The sequence below is a fragment of the Nostoc sp. UIC 10607 genome, from assembly GCF_047228265.1.
GTDB lineage: Bacteria > Cyanobacteriota > Cyanobacteriia > Cyanobacteriales > Nostocaceae > Nostoc > Nostoc foliaceum_A.
The window spans coordinates 25,561-44,186 of record NZ_JBIQNW010000052.1; the positions used below are offsets into that span (position 1 = coordinate 25,561).

Annotated in this window: 11 protein-coding genes; 10 read left to right on the forward strand and 1 reads right to left on the reverse strand. The window is 42.0% G+C overall.

What is annotated here, in order from left to right; translation table 11 throughout:
* The first annotated feature begins 5 nt into the window (after window positions 1-5).
* The 6 genes from ACEYW6_RS28280 to ACEYW6_RS28305 all read left to right on the forward strand — a co-directional run bounded on the left by ACEYW6_RS28280 (window position 6) and on the right by ACEYW6_RS28305 (window position 9,341).
* A complete protein-coding gene (locus ACEYW6_RS28280) occupies window positions 6-932 on the forward strand; it encodes a phosphodiester glycosidase family protein (RefSeq protein ID WP_412982354.1) in 927 nt (308 codons plus the stop codon).
* Window positions 933-1,115: 183 nt separating this feature from the next.
* Entirely contained in the window at window positions 1,116-1,349 is a 234-nt protein-coding gene (locus tag ACEYW6_RS28285; protein ID WP_412982355.1) for a helix-turn-helix domain-containing protein, read from the forward strand.
* Window positions 1,350-1,628: 279 nt separating this feature from the next.
* Window positions 1,629-5,867, forward strand: a complete 4,239-nt coding sequence (locus ACEYW6_RS28290; protein WP_412982356.1) for an ATP-binding protein — start codon at window positions 1,629-1,631, stop codon at window positions 5,865-5,867.
* A gap of 55 nt (window positions 5,868-5,922) precedes the next feature.
* Window positions 5,923-6,168: a hypothetical protein gene (locus ACEYW6_RS28295; protein WP_412982357.1), complete on the forward strand. Its 246-nt coding sequence runs from the start codon at window positions 5,923-5,925 to the stop codon at window positions 6,166-6,168.
* 668 nt (window positions 6,169-6,836) lie between these two features.
* The gene (locus ACEYW6_RS28300) at window positions 6,837-9,053 is read left to right on the forward strand and encodes an EAL domain-containing protein (protein ID WP_412982358.1); all 2,217 of its coding nucleotides are present in this window, start codon (window positions 6,837-6,839) and stop codon (window positions 9,051-9,053) included.
* 141 nt (window positions 9,054-9,194) lie between these two features.
* Entirely contained in the window at window positions 9,195-9,341 is a 147-nt protein-coding gene (locus ACEYW6_RS28305) for a hypothetical protein (protein ID WP_412982359.1), read from the forward strand.
* Between the two features lie 960 nt (window positions 9,342-10,301).
* On the opposite strand, the gene ACEYW6_RS28310 is transcribed toward ACEYW6_RS28305, so the two are convergent.
* Entirely contained in the window at window positions 10,302-11,243 is a 942-nt protein-coding gene (locus ACEYW6_RS28310; protein WP_412982360.1) for an N-acetylmuramoyl-L-alanine amidase, read from the reverse strand.
* A 654-nt stretch (window positions 11,244-11,897) separates the two neighbouring features.
* Between ACEYW6_RS28310 and ACEYW6_RS28315 the strand changes: the two genes are divergently transcribed.
* From ACEYW6_RS28315 to ACEYW6_RS28330, 4 genes are all read left to right on the forward strand, one after another.
* The gene (locus ACEYW6_RS28315) at window positions 11,898-13,052 is read left to right on the forward strand and encodes an L-histidine N(alpha)-methyltransferase (protein ID WP_412982361.1); all 1,155 of its coding nucleotides are present in this window, start codon (window positions 11,898-11,900) and stop codon (window positions 13,050-13,052) included.
* A 14-nt stretch (window positions 13,053-13,066) separates the two neighbouring features.
* Window positions 13,067-13,669, forward strand: a complete 603-nt coding sequence (locus ACEYW6_RS28320; RefSeq protein ID WP_412982362.1) for a hypothetical protein — start codon at window positions 13,067-13,069, stop codon at window positions 13,667-13,669.
* An 84-nt stretch (window positions 13,670-13,753) separates the two neighbouring features.
* Window positions 13,754-17,449, forward strand: a complete 3,696-nt coding sequence (bchH, locus tag ACEYW6_RS28325; protein ID WP_412982363.1) for a magnesium chelatase subunit H — start codon at window positions 13,754-13,756, stop codon at window positions 17,447-17,449.
* Between the two features lie 557 nt (window positions 17,450-18,006).
* Complete coding sequence (locus ACEYW6_RS28330; RefSeq protein ID WP_412982364.1) at window positions 18,007-18,453, forward strand: hypothetical protein; 447 nt, start codon at window positions 18,007-18,009, stop codon at window positions 18,451-18,453.
* Window positions 18,454-18,626 lie beyond the last annotated feature (173 nt).

The window sequence follows — 18,626 nt, forward strand, 5'->3', positions numbered from 1 at the left end:
TTATTATGTCTACAAAAAAATTATTTTTGTTATTTATCTTGATAATTGGTGCAAGCTTATTATCAGGTTGTCAAGAAATTGAAGCAAATTCACTGCCAAAAGCATCTAAAACTTGTCCTGGCAAAGATCCTAAGTTCAGTATTGATTTTTTTAAAACCAATAATCAAGGTAAAAAAAATCAAAGAGGTATTAACAATGTGATTATTTTTAATCCCAAATCATCAGAATTAGATTTCAAAGTTAATGTTGGTATATCTCATAAACTTTATGCCAAAGATGCTAGGGGGAAACTGCGTAAAGAATATGTACCAAAACAGTTTCGTGACCTCATTGCCGATGATAATGCCAAATTAAACGGACAGCTACCGATTGCTGCAATTAATGCTGACTATATAGGTACTGATGATAAACCACAAGGCTTAAATGTTTCTCGTGGTGTCGAGTATTCAGGAGCATTTAAGAATAAGCGTTCTTCTTTTGGGATATCAGGAGGTACACCCAAGCAGCGACAGGCTACTATCCAGGCTGGTAGAAGAAAAAGCGATATTCTCAATTACAATTTAGTGGGCGGTAATGGCAGATTCTATCGTCAGGGTAAGTTTAAAGATATTTGTCAAGATTTGGGAGAATTTGCTTGTAAAAATGCAACTAATCGTTCTTTGGCAGCTATCACTAATCAAGGCTATGTAATACTATTAGTTAATGACTTGAAAGCTAATTCAGATATTGAATTATCTCAAGTTAATCAAGAGTTACTGCCAGATATGTTTGATAATGTCCTGGAAGGCATTGCTAGCAATAACTGTTTAGGTAAGATTCAAGAAGGGATATTATTTGATGGGGGTATGTCTCCAGGATTGTATTACAACCAAAAAACTTATGTAGAAAATTTTGGGCCGATTGGTTCAGTTTTTTTGATCTACAAAAAATAAATTACTTGGTTAGGTTTTTTAAGATTTTGATGTTAGCAATAATACTTTTCAAACATCCTCTAACTTGAGATTAAAATCTCTATCTCAGGATTAATAGACGCAAAAGAACACTCTGTCGTAGAAATGATAATATATAGTGCTTTATAAACTTTGATCTATATGCTTCAGAGTGGAAGCCTACTTGTGGCAAAGCAACCTAATATTGGCAAACTAGTTCGTGCCCTGCGGCAAGAGTTAAATCTGTCTCAAGAAAAATTTGCCGCCGAGTTTCATGTCACTTTTGCAACAATTAATTGTCGGGAAAATGCACGTGCAACACCTTTTCCTTTAGCAATACAGCGAATTAGTAGTTTACTCAATGAGTTAGGTGAACGTGGTCAAATTGCTAAGGTAACATACTTCCGAGAAGAGGAGTAGACTTTGTGAGTTCTGAATGAGAATCGGCCTTGGTAGCTTGGAATATAGATGATATAAAGGTGACAATAGAAAATAGCTAAAACCGCAACTTGCCGCTAAAAGGCAATCTCAATGCTTTGAAAAGTCACGACAGAGTTGGGATTTTACGCTATATCTGTCCTTGAATATCCTCAAAAATGACTGTTTAGGATCATAAACCTCTGATTTAGAGGGGATTTTTCCCAAAAGACGACCACGGATATAGCCTGTAATCGACGCATGACCAATCGAGAGGAATCAATGAAGAACGAGTCAACGTCAGCAAGCAACGCCGACGTAAATTTCCTTCTCGGTGGGGGTGAAATGGGTGCGCGGATGCGAGAACAGGACTGGTCAAAAACGTCCCTTGGCCCAACACAGCAGTGGCCACAGAGTTTGAAGACTGCTGTCCGAATTATGCTGACTTCCCGTCAACCTATGTTTGTCTGGTGGGGCGAGGAACTGATTAACCTTTACAATGACCCTTACAAGGGTATTATTGGCGGCAAACATCCAGAAGCACTTGGACAGCCAGCTTCCTATGTATGGCGGGAAATATGGGATCAGATTGGGCCTCGAGCAGAATCAGCGATGCTGAAGAACGAGGGCACTTACGACGAAGCGCTACTGCTAATTATGGAGCGCAACGGCTACCCGGAGGAAACCTATTACACTTTTTCATATAGCCCGGTTCCTAATGACCAGGGCGACACAGGTGGGATCATCTGTGCCAATACAGAGGACACGCAGCGCATCATCGGTGAGCGTCAGTTAGCGCTTTTACGCGAACTAGCGGCGAGGACGGCAGATGCACGGACATTTGATGAAGCCTGTACGCTGAGTGCGAATTGTCTAGAGAGCAACCCTTATGACCTGCCTTTTGCAATGATTTATCTGGTTGACCCAGATCAGCAGCAAGTTTTTCTGGCTGGAACGTGCCGCATTGGGGAAAACCACGTAGCAGTTCCAGAAACAGTAGCTCTCGATTCTGATTCAGTTTGGCCCTTTGCGGAAGTGATTAGAACACATCAGGCAAAATTGATTTCCGATTTGGCAGTGTCTTTTAGTAGCTTACCTTGTGGTGTTTGGCAGCGATCGCCCCATCAAGCGATCGCTGTGCCAATTGCACCATCTGGTCAAACGGGAAAAGCTGGTATATTAATTGCTGGTTTAAACCCTTTTAGGCTATTCGACGATAATTATAGAGGATTCATCGATTTGGTTGCGGCTCAAATTGCAGCCAGCATCGCTAACGCCCAAGCTTACGAGGAAGAACGCAAACGCGCTGAAGCCTTGGCAGAAATTGATCGTGCTAAAACCATCTTTTTCAGCAACGTCAGCCACGAGTTCCGTACCCCACTTACCCTGATGTTGGGGCCATTAGAGGAAACCTTAGCCAATTGTGCCACTCTGCTTCCAGCCAAAGAACGAGAGCAGTTAGAAATGGTGCAACGCAACGGACTCCGCCTGCTGAAACTGGTCAACAGCCTATTAGACTTCTCGCGCATTGAAGCCGGGCGGGTTCAAGCTTCATACGAACCCACCAACCTTTCCACTTTCACCGCAGAACTAGCTAGTGTATTTCGTTCAACGGTAGAACGGGCAGGGATGCAGTTATCAGTCAATTGTCCTTCCCTTCCAGCACCAGTGTATGTAGATCGAGAGATGTGGGAAAAAATTGTTCTTAACCTGCTCTCAAATGCATTTAAGTTCACAATGGTTGGAGAAATTACTGTCAGCTTACAGTGGTCAAATGACCATATTGAGTTCGCAGTAAAAGACACAGGAATCGGTATCCCAGCAGAAGAAATTTCCCACCTTTTTGAACGATTTCACCGTGTCAAAGGAGCGCAAGGACGTACTTTTGAAGGATCAGGAATTGGATTGTCGCTGGTGCAAGAATTGGTGCAAATGCATGGTGGAACAGTCCATGTCACCAGTGTTTTAGGAGCAGGTAGTTGCTTTACTGTGTCAATTCCAACAGGATCTGCTCATTTGCCTTCAGACCGGATTAGTGCCCCTCGAACCTTAGCTTCAACTGCATTAGGGGCAACACCCTATCTAGAAGAGGCACTGCGTTGGCTACCTGAGGAAGGGAACAGGGAACAGGGAACAGGGAATAGAGAAGAATCTTACCTATCACCTATCACCTATCACCTATCACCTTCTTCTGCCCGGATTCTTCTAGCTGACGACAATGCAGACATGCGCGATTACGTCAAGCGGCTGTTAAGTCAGCATTATGAGGTGGAATCAGTGTCGGACGGTTTAGCTGCTTTGAATTCTGCTCGTGGGCGTGTTCCAGATTTGGTACTGACGGACGTAATGATGCCTGGATTAGATGGCTTTGGACTGCTGCAAGAATTACGAGCTGATCCGCAGACGAGAAAAATTCCAATCATCCTGTTGTCGGCACGGGCGGGGGAAGAGGCACGGGTGGAAGGGTTAGAAGCAGGAGCCGATGATTACTTAATTAAACCGTTTTCTGCTCGTGAATTGTTGGCACGGGTAGAGGCAGCCCTCAAAATGGCTCGTCTCCGCCAGGAGGCAATGGAACGGGAGCAATATCTGCGAATTGAAGCTGAGGTGGCGAAAGCACACCTAGAGACTGTCTTAGCTGGCATCCAAGACCAGTTTTTTGTGTTGGATCGAGAGTGGCGTTATACCTTTGTCAATAACCAGGTAGCAGAAGTTGTTGGCATCCAAAAGGAAAAGTTGCTAGGTAGGATCATTTGGGAAGTTTTTCCAGATGTGGTCAAAAGCGAGTTTTATACTCAGGTTCAGCGCGCGTTTGCACAAAATACCGTTGTTCAATTTGAATACTTTTATCCGGCTTGGCAGCGCTGGTTTGAGAATCGCCTCTACCCCAATGCTTTTGGAGTAAGCATTTTTGTTACAGACATCAGCGATCGCAAACAGGCAGAGAAAGCACTCCGTGAAAGCGAAGAACGGTTCCGCAACATGGCTGACAATGCCCCCTTTATGGTTTGGGTAACTGATACAGATAGCTACTGCACCTATCTCAGCAAAAGCTGGTACGAGTTTACGGGTCAGAGCGAGGAAATAGGTCTGGGATTTGGCTGGTTGAACGCTGTGCATCCAGAGGATTACAATCAGGCCAAGAATGTTTTCCTAGAAGCTAACAGGCGCTACGAGGATTTCCGTATCGAGTACCGCTTGCGGCGCAAAGATAGCGAGTATCGCTGGGTGATCGATGCTGCTAATCCTTGGTTTGGGGTAGACGGTCAATTTAAAGGTTATATTGGCTCAGTAATTGACATTACAGAACGCAAAATAGCAGAAGCCGAATGCGATCGCCTCTTGCAACTTGAGAAAGCTGCCAGAACTGAAGCCGAAACAGCCAACCGCATTAAGGATGAGTTTCTGGCAGTGCTTTCCCATGAATTGCGATCGCCTCTCAACCCTATTCTTGGTTGGGCTAGACTCTTACAGACTCGTGAGTTTGATGCAGCAGCGGTGAAGAAAGCTATTGCAACCATCGAGCGGAATGCTCAATTACAAGCTCAACTAATTGAAGATTTGCTCGATGTCTCTCGCATCTTACAAGGCAAGCTCAACCTCAACATGTTTCCCGTCAACCTAGTGCTTGTGATTGAGGGGGCATTAGAGACAGTGCGATTGGCCGCAGAGGCTAAAAATATTCAAATTCAGATAATGCTAGATGCTTCTTGCGGGCAAGTTTTGGGTGATTCCGGTCGCTTACAACAAGTTATCTGGAATCTCCTATCGAATGCCGTTAAATTCACTCCTGAAGGAGGAAAAATTGCTATTCAACTGGAGCGCGTTGATACTCAAGCTCAGATTACCGTCAGCGATAGCGGCAAGGGAATCAGCCCTGAATTTCTTCCTCATGTGTTTGAATATTTTCGTCAGGCTGATAGCACAACAACCCGGAGGTTTGGTGGGTTGGGGTTAGGGTTAGCAATTGTCCATCATCTGATAGAATTACACGGCGGCACGATTTGGGCAGAAAGTTTAGGTGAAGGGCAAGGAGCTATTTTCACGGCTAGGATACCGCTCATCAAAAAAAAGTTAACCCCAAAACAACAGATAATTGCTACCTTAAATGCTTCTCCTACAACTGAAATCCTTGCAGGTATCCAAATTTTAGTTGTAGACGATGACGATGATACCCGTGAATTCCACACATTTGTCCTAGAGCAGGCTGGAGCTAGGGTGAATGCTGTGGCATCGGCAAAAGAAGCACTGCAAGTATTGGCAGAGTCAGAACCAGATATTCTGCTCAGTGATATTGGGATGCCAGAAACAGATGGCTATATGCTGATGCGCCAAGTTAAAACATTGCAGGCATTGCAAGCTAAACAGATTCCCGCGATCGCTTTAACTGCTTATGCCGGAGAAATCAACCAGCAACAAGCACTCGAATCAGGGTTTCAAAAACATATGTCCAAACCCGTCGAACCAGAGGAGTTAGTCAAGGCAATTGCAACTCTGATTGCAAGGAGTGAGAATAGCTGAGTATTCGGCTGCTGTGCAGAAACCATGTAAATGCATATTTATACCAGAGGAATTTATGAATTTATTCGTGCAAGAAATACCAGCGTTAGATATCTCTCCAAAAACCATTCAAGAAACACCCTCACCAGCCACAGACCCACTAATTGCCCGCAGTTTACAAAAAGAGCAGTATTTTGGCATTATCGGGCTAGCGATCACCCTGATTGCTGCTGTAGGATTTTTTAGTCGCAGAGTTGAATATGCTATTGCGATCGCTATTATTCTCAGTGCAATTTTAATTGCTTTCTTTTTGTTCGTATAGCAAGGGCTGGGGAAAATTCAAATAACATTTGCCAGAGCGATCGCTCACCAAATCCCGAAGCCTTAAAGCTACGTTGTCTATTCTGCATAAAGTTGCGTTTTTATCGAAAAATATGGGATAATTTGCCAAGATAAAAAGAAAATATAAGTCTTCTTATTCTTATAAAATAATGGGTTCAAGATTGTTAATAAAGATGTAGGTAATGGATAGTTTAAAAATGGCGGAAATTGAGAGTTTTGTGCCAGCCAATTTATTCGGGTTTGGGGAAATTTAAAGCTTATGGAGCAACAATGTTATAAGACTTGTGTATACAGCGTAGCTCTTACGGGTGAGAGAAACTTTAGCTTTAGTTAAAGGCATGGAAAGGTTCATCGGAATTACGTTAATCTAGCTAAAAACTATTCCTAATCTTGTCTGACTTTATCTTTAATTGAGAAATTTAATTATTAATTTAAATTTTCGCTATTTTGATTAATTGCACAGAATATATCGGCAATTAATTGAGTATTTAATATAATTTTGGGGAGATGTTGGCGAGTTACCTGAGCAGCTAAATTATTCAATTAACTTAACTCATCAAATCTTCATATATTTGAAGTCTAGTTTATCTTTTATAGGCAAAATAATGGGAATAATAAAGTAAATCGGATTGAACAAATTAGTTAGCTATGAGCCACATATGTCCTATCTCCAAAACCTGTGCTTGTCGTAATGTTGCACGCTGCCGGACTAAGGAGGCAGGTAGGCTCTTTCTCTGGTTCCCCGTTCCACATACCCTGAAAAAAGTCACCACCTACCTACAGCAGTTTGCCCTTGAGTATGAACTGATGCACGAGCGTCCAGGTCTGAGTTTGAACTGTAGACCCGGACATTCGCTAGAAATTGCGCGTAATCTGGCCCAACTACTTGCACCGAGAGAATTAAAAGAGACGCAAGTCCTTTTCATTCAAGGCGCTATGCAACCTCAACTCCACGATTTTAGTGATATAACCTCATTACAACGCTTTATTAAGTTCAACCAATCCGACTGGCTGATTGAAATGCTGGCAACGGAACGATTCACCAGTTACTTTCAACCAATTGTCTCAATTAAGGATACATCGCAGATTTTTGGATATGAATCGCTCTTGCGGGGACTGGATGAACAAGGCAATTTAGTGTTACCGGGGCCAATTCTGGAGTTAGCAACCGAAGCCGGACTCCTACCACAACTTGACCAAGTGGCTCGCCTTAGCACAATTACTCAATTCAGCCGCTATCAAGTGAGTGGGCACATCTTCATTAATTTTGCACCAACGTCACTTTATGATCCAGCTTTTTGCCTACGTAGTACGGTAGAGGCAATTGATGCTGCTAGCATTCCCCATGAGCGGGTTGTTTTTGAAGTCGTGGAGTCAGATAATCCCCAAGATTTAGCCCACCTCAAGGCAGTGCTTCAATACTACCGAGATGCTGGGTTTTTAGTCGCCCTTGATGACCTCGGTTCTGGCTATTCCAGCCTAAACTTGCTGCATCAGTTACGTCCAGATTTTATCAAGCTGGACATGGAATTAATCAGAAATGTGCATCAAGACCTGTACAAAGCCTCGATTACCGAGAAGCTTCTAGAGATTACTCAAAAATTAAACATCCAGACCGTTGCTGAAGGAATTGAGTGCATTGAGGAACTGAACTGGCTGCAAGAACGAGGTGCAACTCTTGCTCAAGGTCATTTGATTGCTAAAGCCAGTGCAGTGCCCGTTACTACAACCCCTCATTTTGATACGATCGCGTTAAATGTAGCATTGGCAAATTGTAAGCAGGTTGAGGGGCATGTCCAACACCAAAGCGAGTCCGAGCGAATTGTCGCGGCTGTGACGCAGCGAATTCGACAATCGTTGGAGTTGGACGAGATTTTGCAAACCACAGCAGCCGAAGTGCGACAACTGTTTGAGGTAGACCGAGTGGTGATCTACAAGTTTGAGCCAGACTGGAGTGGATTAGTCGCTGTAGAATCCTTAGCAGAAGGGTGCATGTCGATTTTGGGATTTCACGTCATGGACACCTGCTTTAAATCTACACGTGCAGCTTACTATCAACAAGGTAACACCAGAGCGATCAAAGACGTTGAAAATGCGGGACTATCGCCGTGTCATGTTGACCTTTTGCGGAGTTTGCAAATCCGGGCAAACCTTGTTGTGCCCATTTTGCAGCAAGAGCGTTTGTGGGGACTATTGATAGCTCACCAATGCCGTAATAGCAGACAATGGCAACAATCGGAGATTAACCTATTTAACCAGTTAGCGGGACAAGCTGCGATCGCTATTCAGCAATCAGAACTTTACCACCAATTACAACAAGCAAACCATGAATTACAGCGTCTTGCCTGTTCGGATGGTCTAACCCAAGTGGCAAATCGACGTTGCTTTGATGATACGTTAAACGCACAGTGGGAAAGGTTGGCACGAGAGCAAGGTTCGCTATCTTTGATTTTGTGTGATGTCGATTACTTTAAGCTTTACAACGATACGCATGGACATCTGGCAGGAGATGATGGACTCAGACAGGTTGCCAAGGCAATTTCTCAGACAGCTAAACACCCCGCTGATTTAGTCGCTCGTTATGGTGGAGAAGAGTTTGCGGTCATTTTGCCAAATACTGATATCGAAGGGGCCATGGCAGTTGCAAGAAATATTCAGAAGAATGTTAGTGCATTAAAAATGCCTCATCTCTATTCTCATGTCAATGAATTCATCACCCTAAGTCTTGGTGTGGCAACCATCACTCCTCATAGCCAATTATCTCCCGCAATCTTAATTGCTGCTGCTGACCAGGGACTCTACCAAGCAAAAGCACAAGGAAGAAATTGTGTGGTGCAGATGGATTGTGAGGATGCTGATGTTTAAATATCTCTTTTAGCGCCAGTCGTGAATCTTGTCGATAAGATTCAATTCTTTTGGGAGAACCCATTGATGAATTGACAGCGTTATTTAGCGCACAACGAAAACGCACAGGAAGCGATCGCACTGATAAAAAAGTAGAGACCAATGAATTATCCTTTCATCGCCCAAGTGGCAAAATCTGCATCAAAAGCTAGCGTAGTACCACCACCCCCAACTTTACCAACAGGCGCACAAATTAGCTCTTTATTCTATACATTTGGCGCATTTATAGTTGTTTTCTTCATAATCTAAATATTAGTATTTTATCTACTGCGATCGTTTCTTCGCCGCGCCGAAAAAGATACAGCCCTGTTCATCCTTGGCATTTTACAAATCCCTGCGAAATCATGAACCTTGTGGGTCTATTAGTCATAACAGAACGTCAGGGACAACGGCTGCGATCGCGCCTAGAAGAACAAGAATAGACTGATCAACGCCGGTTAAGACAAGTTTAGGGACTTCCAACTAAAAAAATATCCCATTTCTTTCTTTGCAGGGGAGCAGGGAGCAGGGAGCAGCAACAGTCGTGTTGAGTCCAGAAATTAGGATAATTTATTTTTTGGAGTTCCCTTATATCTACACACTAGGGTGATGAATTTTAGATATCAAATAATTTGTCTGTCGATCATGTAAAGAAGTTGGAGTGTAACGTCTTTACTGTGAGTGCTAGAACCCAAATATTCTTAAGTAGAAAAATAGCTTTTTAGTTCGTCCAGTGATTAGCCTTGTCCATTGCTATAACATAAAAAAGAAATTTGAAAACTAAAAAAATTGTGTCCACTTATACAACAAAATAGTAATAATTGTTATAGGCTTGAAAAGCCCTTTACTTTTATACTTTTGGCGAAACTTCACCGCCAAAAAAGCACCAGAGCGATAGGAAATTACCTATGACCAAGTGCGATTGATAGTTATCAAACGTAAACCTGGTTAAGTTGAACATATTCCTGTCAGCAGCATAGGTGACTTCCTACGCCCTGGTTATTTCTTTTAATTATTTTTAGGTCAACGGCTTAAAGCGATGTCTACGACGGGCTATTCTGCGTCGCTTGTGAGTTTAAACTCGATCCTCTCTAAGCATCCTTAAAATTGAGGAAACTGACGTAATAGCCAATACCATCTAGAACCTTCACGAGTTAGCTAAGAGTCATAAGTTCATAGTTGGTGCTTTAGCACTAAAACGCCAACTACGAACAATACTTACCCCTCAATCTAACCAATTAATTTCTGCCAGCTAGCAGGCCCGACAATGCCATCGGCATCTAAACCATTTTGCTTTTGAAAGTTCTGAATTGCAACCTCTGTTTGCGGCCCATAAACGCCATCAGCCTCAACACCTACACGGTATTGCAAGTATCTGACAACTGCACCACCAGCATGGTTTGGTCGGATAATCCGTTTTGCCAAAATTAGATTTATGGCATTCCATGTAGCTGAGTCAGCAATTCCAGTCGCTTGAACCCCGACAATAGCCTGAAATTTTTCTACGGCAGATTTTGTATTAGCTCCGGTTATGCCATCTTCTACTAACGCCTTACCATTTTTATCAGTTATTTTGAGTCGATTTAAAGATTTTTGCAGTCTGAGAATAGTGGCATCTACATTATCTTCTTCATCTGGCACTGGATTAACAGGAACACTTGGCAATTTACCAGTTAAGCCTTTGACAATCGCATTGGCCATTGTTTCTGGATTAAAAAGATTCATATCTTTTTGCGAATCAATGAAGCAACATTCTACAAGAATCGCAGGCATATCTGTATTTTTCAGGACATACAAGTGGGAACCACTCTTAACACCACGATTAAAAAATCCCAACTTGACGATTTCATCTAATACAGGTTTAGCGATTTTTCTCCCATTTTCGCTAGTTGCAAATACTTCTGTGCCATTGGCTTGTCTGTTAAAAGCATTAAAATGAATTGAAACAAAAACATTTACTCTGCTGGCATTAGCTGTAGCACATCTTTTTGAGAGTGATTCCGTGACTGTTCTAGCACTACTTGGTTTACATACTACGACTTCATGTCCTAAAGCTCTTAACTTAGCTATAACTCTATTACCTACATCTAGAGTTAAATTATCCTCAACTTTGATTCCTCTGGCTCCTGTGTCTGGTGGACAATTGTGCCCACTATCAATTCCAAATTTCATGATTTCATCCTCAAGTTACTTGTTTTTGCACTAGTTCAAAACTTTTCTAACATATCCAGATAAAGTTTTGTTAATAAATTAATTGAGGTACTTGTTAGCAATGTCTATATGATTTTAATCATTATTACGCTAGTAGGCAAAATAATTTTTTGTGCAAATATGAACAGCAAATTTTATGTACTAAAATCCACTAATCTAAAGGTATATTATAACCAAAAATACAACTAGTATAAGTTATCAAATCGTGAATAATCCGTTAACTTTTGCAAAAAATTTAAATGCAGTAATTGCCTCCGTTATTCAGATAATAACGCTTTGTAAAAGTAGAAAGCCATGACAAATGTACTTAGTAAACTGTGGCGGAACTTTGTCTAAGGCTTAAGCCCCTTATTAAGTCCCAAGTCTTGTTAATTGAGATGGTGCATAGGTTTACGCTCTGCTGTAGTAGTTCGATGCCCAAATCCCTAGACCGAACGCACCCTTTGATGTGAATGTGGGCTGATAAAGTCGTAAACTATTTACATACTCTACCCTGGGCTTTTTTTTACCTGAGCAGCTTAACACATAATGCTTTACAGTATTAACTAATACCTGATGGCTTCTAAACATCTGCGGAGATTAATCAGATAAACTGCTCAAGAAACGAGGCTCAACATGGGATCTTTAAATTTTGTGAAGTTACTGGAGAATTCCATCAATGAACCCGGTTTAGGGTGGACTCTCTGCTTTATAGGGGAAGATCAATCTAACAAACTTGCAGAACTCACGCAGGAATTGAGAGGAGAATTTTCCACCACAGGCGATGGAAAAGAGATTTTATCTGGTTTTTCCTATTGGGGAATAGGCCCAACGATCGCATGGGATCATGCTTGCAATGATCGATTCTATCTCGTGATGAAAGAGAGTATAGAGTCTTTTAGATATCGATGGCATCAAATTCATTCTAATAATATTAGAGATCAGAAATATCATTATGTAAGTTTAGGTGTCGGCACAGGTGAAAAAGACCAAAATATTTTAAGTTTATTGCTCAACACAAATTCCGATTTACTCTATTTTCCAGTTGATATGAGTTCGGAGATGTTAAGGCTAGGTGTGCAACGGGCAACTCGAAGTTCGCAATTGCAAGGTAGTCATGTGCTACCAATTCAAGTTGACTTTTCAATCGAGAGAAATGTTGACGAACTACGAAAACTACTAGATAAAGTCATCAATGATAGTCCTGTACTATTTTCTCTATTGGGAAACACATTAGCTAATTTTCAAAGAGATACAGAACTGCTGGAAAGTCTTTCTAAGTTAATGCGACCTGAGGATAGGCTACTCCTAGAAGTAGCAACCACTGAAGATTTAAGCGAAGAAGCAGCACAAAAGGCAGCGAAAGAGTACGCTAAAACTAGGTCTTTTAAAGAGTTTGTCACAAGTGCATTGCTGCAAAACACTGATTTACATATCGACTTGAATAGTGTATTTTTTGATGGTTCTATAGAGACTGATAGAGGAATTTTAATAAAAATCTTGTATCGTAACCTCACTGGAAACAAAATTGAAGTGGTGTTACCTGACCGGTCAGTAATGAATTTTGAAGACCAAGACACGATTCGTTTGCTTCTGACTCGGAAATATACTTCTAATGGTATCGATAAAACTATATCAGACAGTAAGCTTGTGCTTGTTGATAGGCTACATACAGTATTGGAACCACGTTTGAAGAATGGATTTGGTATGGATTTAATCTTAGTTGCCCCTGACTCTTCAGGAATTAACAAGAATTCTTCTGTAGCAGATAGTATATGGTCTAAACGGTAAAATGTGATATGAGTATGAAAAACTTAGTGACCTTTATCACGTTTTTCCCTTTACTTCTAGGATTTATTCTAGCTGCCGTATGGTGGACTCAGGGAGGAAGTTTTGAGTCACTACTGACAGGTCTGGGATTATTAGCAACAATTACCGGGATTTTTGGCGAACGATGGGCATCAGTTAACGAAAAGAGGATAGAATTTCTGCGTGCTTTACTGAATGAGTGCAGATCAAATGAGGTAATTTTATCTGATAGCCGCTTCAACCCAAACTCGCATAAGCCGGGACGACCAATAGTCTTTCCGCGATTAATTATATCTGTTACCGAAACAGCGATCGCATCTAATGTTTTTGCAGAACGTCAAGATAGAGAGTTGTTTTCGCTTATACATCAATGGCGGCATACTGCTAATGAGTTTAATCGGAGATTAGATATTACCGAGTTGCGTACATTCACAAACCTGTCACCACAAGAAATTCGTTCGCTATATGAAGCGCTACAGGAGTCGAAAGAATTCAATGATGCCCTTAATTTGACTCAACACATCACAACTTTTTTGAAATCAAAATATCTAAAAGGCAGCGGTGATAGTGAAGTCCTAACTCCTTCAAGGAATTACTGACCAGAATCTGTGGGTAGATATTTAACACTCAACCTGAAAGCACGTTTAAAATTTAAGTAAAGAAATATTTCGTAGCTTACAGGCATGAAACGCATCGTCTTGGTTGCTGGGTTTGAATCGTTCAATGCTGACTTGTATAGAAAAGCAGCTTTTTTGGCTAACTCTCGCTGTCCTGAGTTGGATATTCGGGTATTTAGCGATCGCGATCTTACCAACAAACGTACCGAGGTAGAAGCAGCACTGGATGGGGCTGATGTGTTTTTCGGTAGCCTACTATTTGATTATGACCAGGTTGTGTGGTTGCGCGATCGCATTTCCCAAATTCCCATCCGTTTGGTGTTTGAGTCAGCCTTGGAATTGATGAGTTTAACCAAGCTGGGTATATTTGCCATTGGCGACAAACCCAAAGGAATGCCCAAACCAGTTAAATTCATCCTCGATAAATTTAGCAACGGACGAGAAGAAGACAAACTCGCTGGTTACATCAGCTTCTTAAAAATTGGCCCCAAACTACTGAAATATGTCCCAGTGCAAAAAGTCCAAGACTTACGCAACTGGTTAATTATCTATGGTTACTGGAATGCAGGCGGCCCAGAAAACGTCGCCTCATTATTCTGGACACTAGCAGAAAAATATTTAAATTTAAAAGTCGGCGACATTCCCCCGTTAATTGAAACCCCCAACATCGGATTACTCCACCCCGACTATCAAGGGTTTTTTGAATCCCCCCGCGACTATTTAGAATGGTATAAAACCCATTGTAGAGACGCGATTCATCGCGTCTTCCCAATAGACGCGATGAATCGCGTCTCTACAAAACCGATTGTTGGGATTTTACTCTACCGCAAACATGTCATCACCAAACAACCATACATTCCCCAACTGATTCGCAGTTTTGAAAAAGCTGGCTTAACTCCTTTACCCATCTTCATCAACGGCGTAGAAGGACATGTAGCGGTACGAGATTTAATGACAACCGACTATGAAATTCAGCAACGACAACTAGGCAATATAGAGACTCCCTCACTATCAAGTGAAGCAGTAAAAGTAGATGCGATCGTTTCCACAATTGGCTTTCCTCTGGTGGGTGGCCCGGCTGGTTCAATGGAAGCTGGGCGTCAGATAGAAGTAGCAAAACGCATCCTCACTGCCAAAAATGTACCTTATATTGTTGCCGCACCATTATTAATTCAAGATATTTCCTCGTGGACGCGCCAAGGTGTCGGCGGATTGCAAAGTGTGGTGTTGTACGCTTTACCAGAATTAGATGGGGCTATTGATACCGTTCCCCTCGGTGGTTTAGTGGGCGAAAATATTTATCTGGTTCCCGAACGAGTGCAGCGATTAATTGGTAGAGTAAAAACTTGGGTGTCTTTGCGACAAAAACCTGCTTCGGAACGCAAGATTGCCATCATTTTATATGGGTTTCCTCCAGGTTATGGTGCTGTAGGCACAGCTGCATTATTAAATGTGCCGCGTAGTTTACTGAAGTTTCTCCACGCACTTAAAGAACAAGGTTACACCGTAGGAGATTTACCAGAAGATGGGGAAGAATTAATTCGCTGGGTGAAAGAGGCGGATGAATCTTTAGATGATACAAAAAATATTCCCGCGTCCGTTAGCGCCCGTACCCTAGAAAAATGGCTGGGATATCTGCAAACCTCCCGCATCGAAAAACAATGGAAATCTCTCACTGGAACTGGAATTAAAACTTATGGCGACGAATTCCAGGTTGGCGGTGTGCAATTAGGAAATGTATGGATAGGTGTACAACCACCTTTGGGGATACAAGGTGATCCCATGCGCTTAATGTTTGAACGAGATTTAACACCACATCCTCAATATGCAGCTTATTATAAATGGCTGCAAAATGAGTTTGAAGCTGATGCTATCGTTCACTTTGGGATGCATGGGACGGTGGAATGGTTGCCTGGTTCTCCTTTGGGGAATACGGGTTATTCTTGGTCGGATATTCTGTTAGGAAACTTGCCTAATCTATATATATATGCGGCGAATAATCCTTCTGAATCGATGTTGGCAAAACGTCGCGGTTATGGTGTGTTGATTTCTCATAATGTACCGCCTTATGGTCGCGCAGGTTTATATAAGGAATTGGTAGCGTTGCGGGATTTGATTTCGGAGTATCGTGAAGATCCGCAAAAGAATTATGTTTTAAAGGAAGGGATTTGTAAAAAAATTGTGGACTCTGGGTTGGATGCAGATTGTCCGTTTGAGGATGCGAAGAAGTTGGGGATTGCGTTTACGCCGGAGAATATTCGGATGTTTAGCAGTCATGCTTTTGATGATTATTTGGTGGAGTTGTACGAATATTTACAAGTTTTAGAGAATCGGTTGTTTTCTTCGGGGTTGCATACTTTGGGGGAAAAGCCGAGTGAGGAGGAGTTGGGGTCTTATTTGGAGGCTTATTTTGGAGACGAACCGCAGAGGCGCGGAGAACACAGAGAGGAGGAGGAAAGGCTAATAAGGGATTTGTTGATGCAGTCTACGGATGAGTTGACGAATTTGTTGAGGGGGTTGAATGGGGAGTATATTCCGCCTGCGCCTGGGGGGGATTTGTTAAGGGATGGGGCTGGGGTTTTGCCGACTGGGAGGAATATTCATGCTTTAGATCCTTATCGGATGCCTTCGCCTGCGGCGTATGAACGGGGACGGGAAATTGGTAAAAAAATTATTGCCCAGCATTTGGAGGAATATGGGAAATATCCTGAAACGGTGGCGGTGATGCTTTGGGGATTGGATGCAATTAAAACTAAGGGTGAATCTCTGGGGATTCTGTTGGAATTGGTGGGGGCTGAACCTGTTAAGGAAGGAACTGGTAGAGTTGTTCGTTATGAGTTGAAGCCGTTGGCGGAGGTTGGACATCCCCGTATTGATGTGTTGGGTAATTTGTCTGGTATTTTCCGGGATAGTTTTGTAAATATCATCGAATTGTTGGATGATTTATTTCAACGGGCGACTGATGTTGATGAATCGGAAGATCAGAATTTTATTAGGAAACACGCTTTAGCTTTAAAAGCCCAAGGTGTGGAAAATGCATCAGCGAGATTGTTTTCTAACCCGGCGGGTGATTTTGGTTCTTTGGTAAATGATCGGGTTGTGGATGGTAACTGGGAATCTGGTGAGGAGTTAGGCAATACTTGGCAAAGTCGCAATGTGTTTAGCTACGGGAGAGAAGATAAAGGTCAAGCTAGACCGGAAATTTTGAATACATTGTTAAAAACTAGCGATCGCATTGTTCAAGAAATCGATTCGGTAGAATATGGTTTAACCGATATTCAAGAATATTACGCTAATACTGGCGGTTTGAAAAAGGCAGCAGAAAAACAAAGCGGTAAGAAGGTTACAACCAGCTTTGTGGAAAGTTTCTCGAAGGATACTACACCCCGCAATTTAGATGATTTGCTGCGAATGGAGTATCGCACTAAGTTGGTGAATCCCAAATGGGCGCAAGCGATGGCGAATCAAGGTTCTGGTGGTGCGTTTGAAATTTCCCAACGAATGACGGCGTTGATTGGTTGGAGTGGTACTGCCGATTTTACCGATGATTGGGTTTATGACCAAGCGGCTGATACTTATGCGTTAGATGCAGAGATGGCGGAGAAATTACGCAAGGCAAATCCTGAAGCTTTTCGCAATATTTTAGGGAGAATGTTGGAGGCGCATGGGCGGGGTTTCTGGGAAGCTGATGCTGATAAGTTGGATAAATTGCGTCAGTTGTATGAGTTGACAGATGAAGAGTTGGAAGGAGTGACAGTTTAGAAAGTAGATGCGTTAAATGTTCAAATAAAAATTATTGTAGAGACGGCGATTTATCGCGTCTTTGCTTAACCGAACCGTATTGAAAGCGATGTCTACGACGGTCTACGCCCACGCTCTTACGCTTGAGGCTGTGAAAATTTAAACCTTTGCAGCTAATGTTACTTCATGTATAAGAAAGGCTTAAGTTTTTCTTGCAAATGTATAAGTCGTTGCTGCAAATGCTTAATACTTTGCAACAAATGTTCTTCCATGTATAAGAAAGGCTTAAGTCTTTCTTACAAATGTATAAGTCGTTGCTGCAATTGTTTAATACTTTGCAACAAATGCTATTCCATGTATAAGAAAGGCTTAAATCATTGCAGCAATTGTTGTAACAAATTTATGAATCTATTTAATACCGAAAATAAAATATAGTCTAAGTGAAATTAACTAAAATTTTTGAGATGCGATGTCTACGACGGGCTACACCTACGCAACTGATTTGCTATATTTTCCCATGACAATCAGAAATATTTTGGTATAAAACAGTACTATCAACCTAGTAGCAGAGATGCATTATGGCACGTCGTAAAAGAAATTCCAGCATTTTAGAACGAGCCGATCGCCGGATTGAAAGTTTGCAATCTATCAGTGTAGAACTTGACTTTGGCCAAGGATTGACTATCCAAGCTTACACCGTAACAATTAACGATCTCCGGTCTAAGCTTGCTGCTTACAACACTGCATTATCTACCATTGACAAACTCACAGATGACGTGAATAACGCAGAAAAGGCTGTAATAGCGATATCAGAAAAAATGTTACTAGGAGTTGGCAGCCGTTACGGTAAAACCAGCCCAGAATACGAGATGGCGGGTGGTGCGCGACGAGGTAATACCAAGAAGAAGCAAAGCGTACTAGGCAATTCCAAACCCACCAATTCTTTAGCAGGTGATTCTGTTAAGGTTTCTTCCACAAATGGATCTATGAATGGGGTGTCGGGTGCGGGTGCGATCGTGAGTTGAGTAAAATCCAATAGGGTTTAGTGTCAACTTAAGCTAAAACACTCAATTTACCGTGGTTTGAGATCCCCCAACTCTCTTAAAAAGGGGGCACTAGTTCCCTGACAAGTGTAGGTTTTTTACAGTTAGGAGGAGTTATAACAGTAAAATTCATCAACAGGGGTACGAGGAAAAGA

What these genes read in the sequence shown, in the direction of transcription:
- ACEYW6_RS28280 (WP_412982354.1), top strand. Translation starts at nt 6, where the DNA reads ATGTCTACAAAAAAATTATTTTTGTTATTTATCTTGATAATTGGTGCA.
- ACEYW6_RS28290 (WP_412982356.1), top strand. Translation starts at nt 1,629, where the DNA reads ATGAAGAACGAGTCAACGTCAGCAAGCAACGCCGACGTAAATTTCCTT.
- ACEYW6_RS28295 (WP_412982357.1), top strand. Translation starts at nt 5,923, where the DNA reads ATGAATTTATTCGTGCAAGAAATACCAGCGTTAGATATCTCTCCAAAA.
- ACEYW6_RS28300 (WP_412982358.1), top strand. Translation starts at nt 6,837, where the DNA reads ATGAGCCACATATGTCCTATCTCCAAAACCTGTGCTTGTCGTAATGTT.
- ACEYW6_RS28305 (WP_412982359.1), top strand. Translation starts at nt 9,195, where the DNA reads ATGAATTATCCTTTCATCGCCCAAGTGGCAAAATCTGCATCAAAAGCT.
- ACEYW6_RS28310 (WP_412982360.1), bottom strand. Translation starts at nt 11,243, where the DNA reads ATGAAATTTGGAATTGATAGTGGGCACAATTGTCCACCAGACACAGGA.
- ACEYW6_RS28315 (WP_412982361.1), top strand. Translation starts at nt 11,898, where the DNA reads ATGGGATCTTTAAATTTTGTGAAGTTACTGGAGAATTCCATCAATGAA.
- ACEYW6_RS28320 (WP_412982362.1), top strand. Translation starts at nt 13,067, where the DNA reads ATGAAAAACTTAGTGACCTTTATCACGTTTTTCCCTTTACTTCTAGGA.
- bchH (WP_412982363.1), top strand. Translation starts at nt 13,754, where the DNA reads ATGAAACGCATCGTCTTGGTTGCTGGGTTTGAATCGTTCAATGCTGAC.
- ACEYW6_RS28330 (WP_412982364.1), top strand. Translation starts at nt 18,007, where the DNA reads ATGGCACGTCGTAAAAGAAATTCCAGCATTTTAGAACGAGCCGATCGC.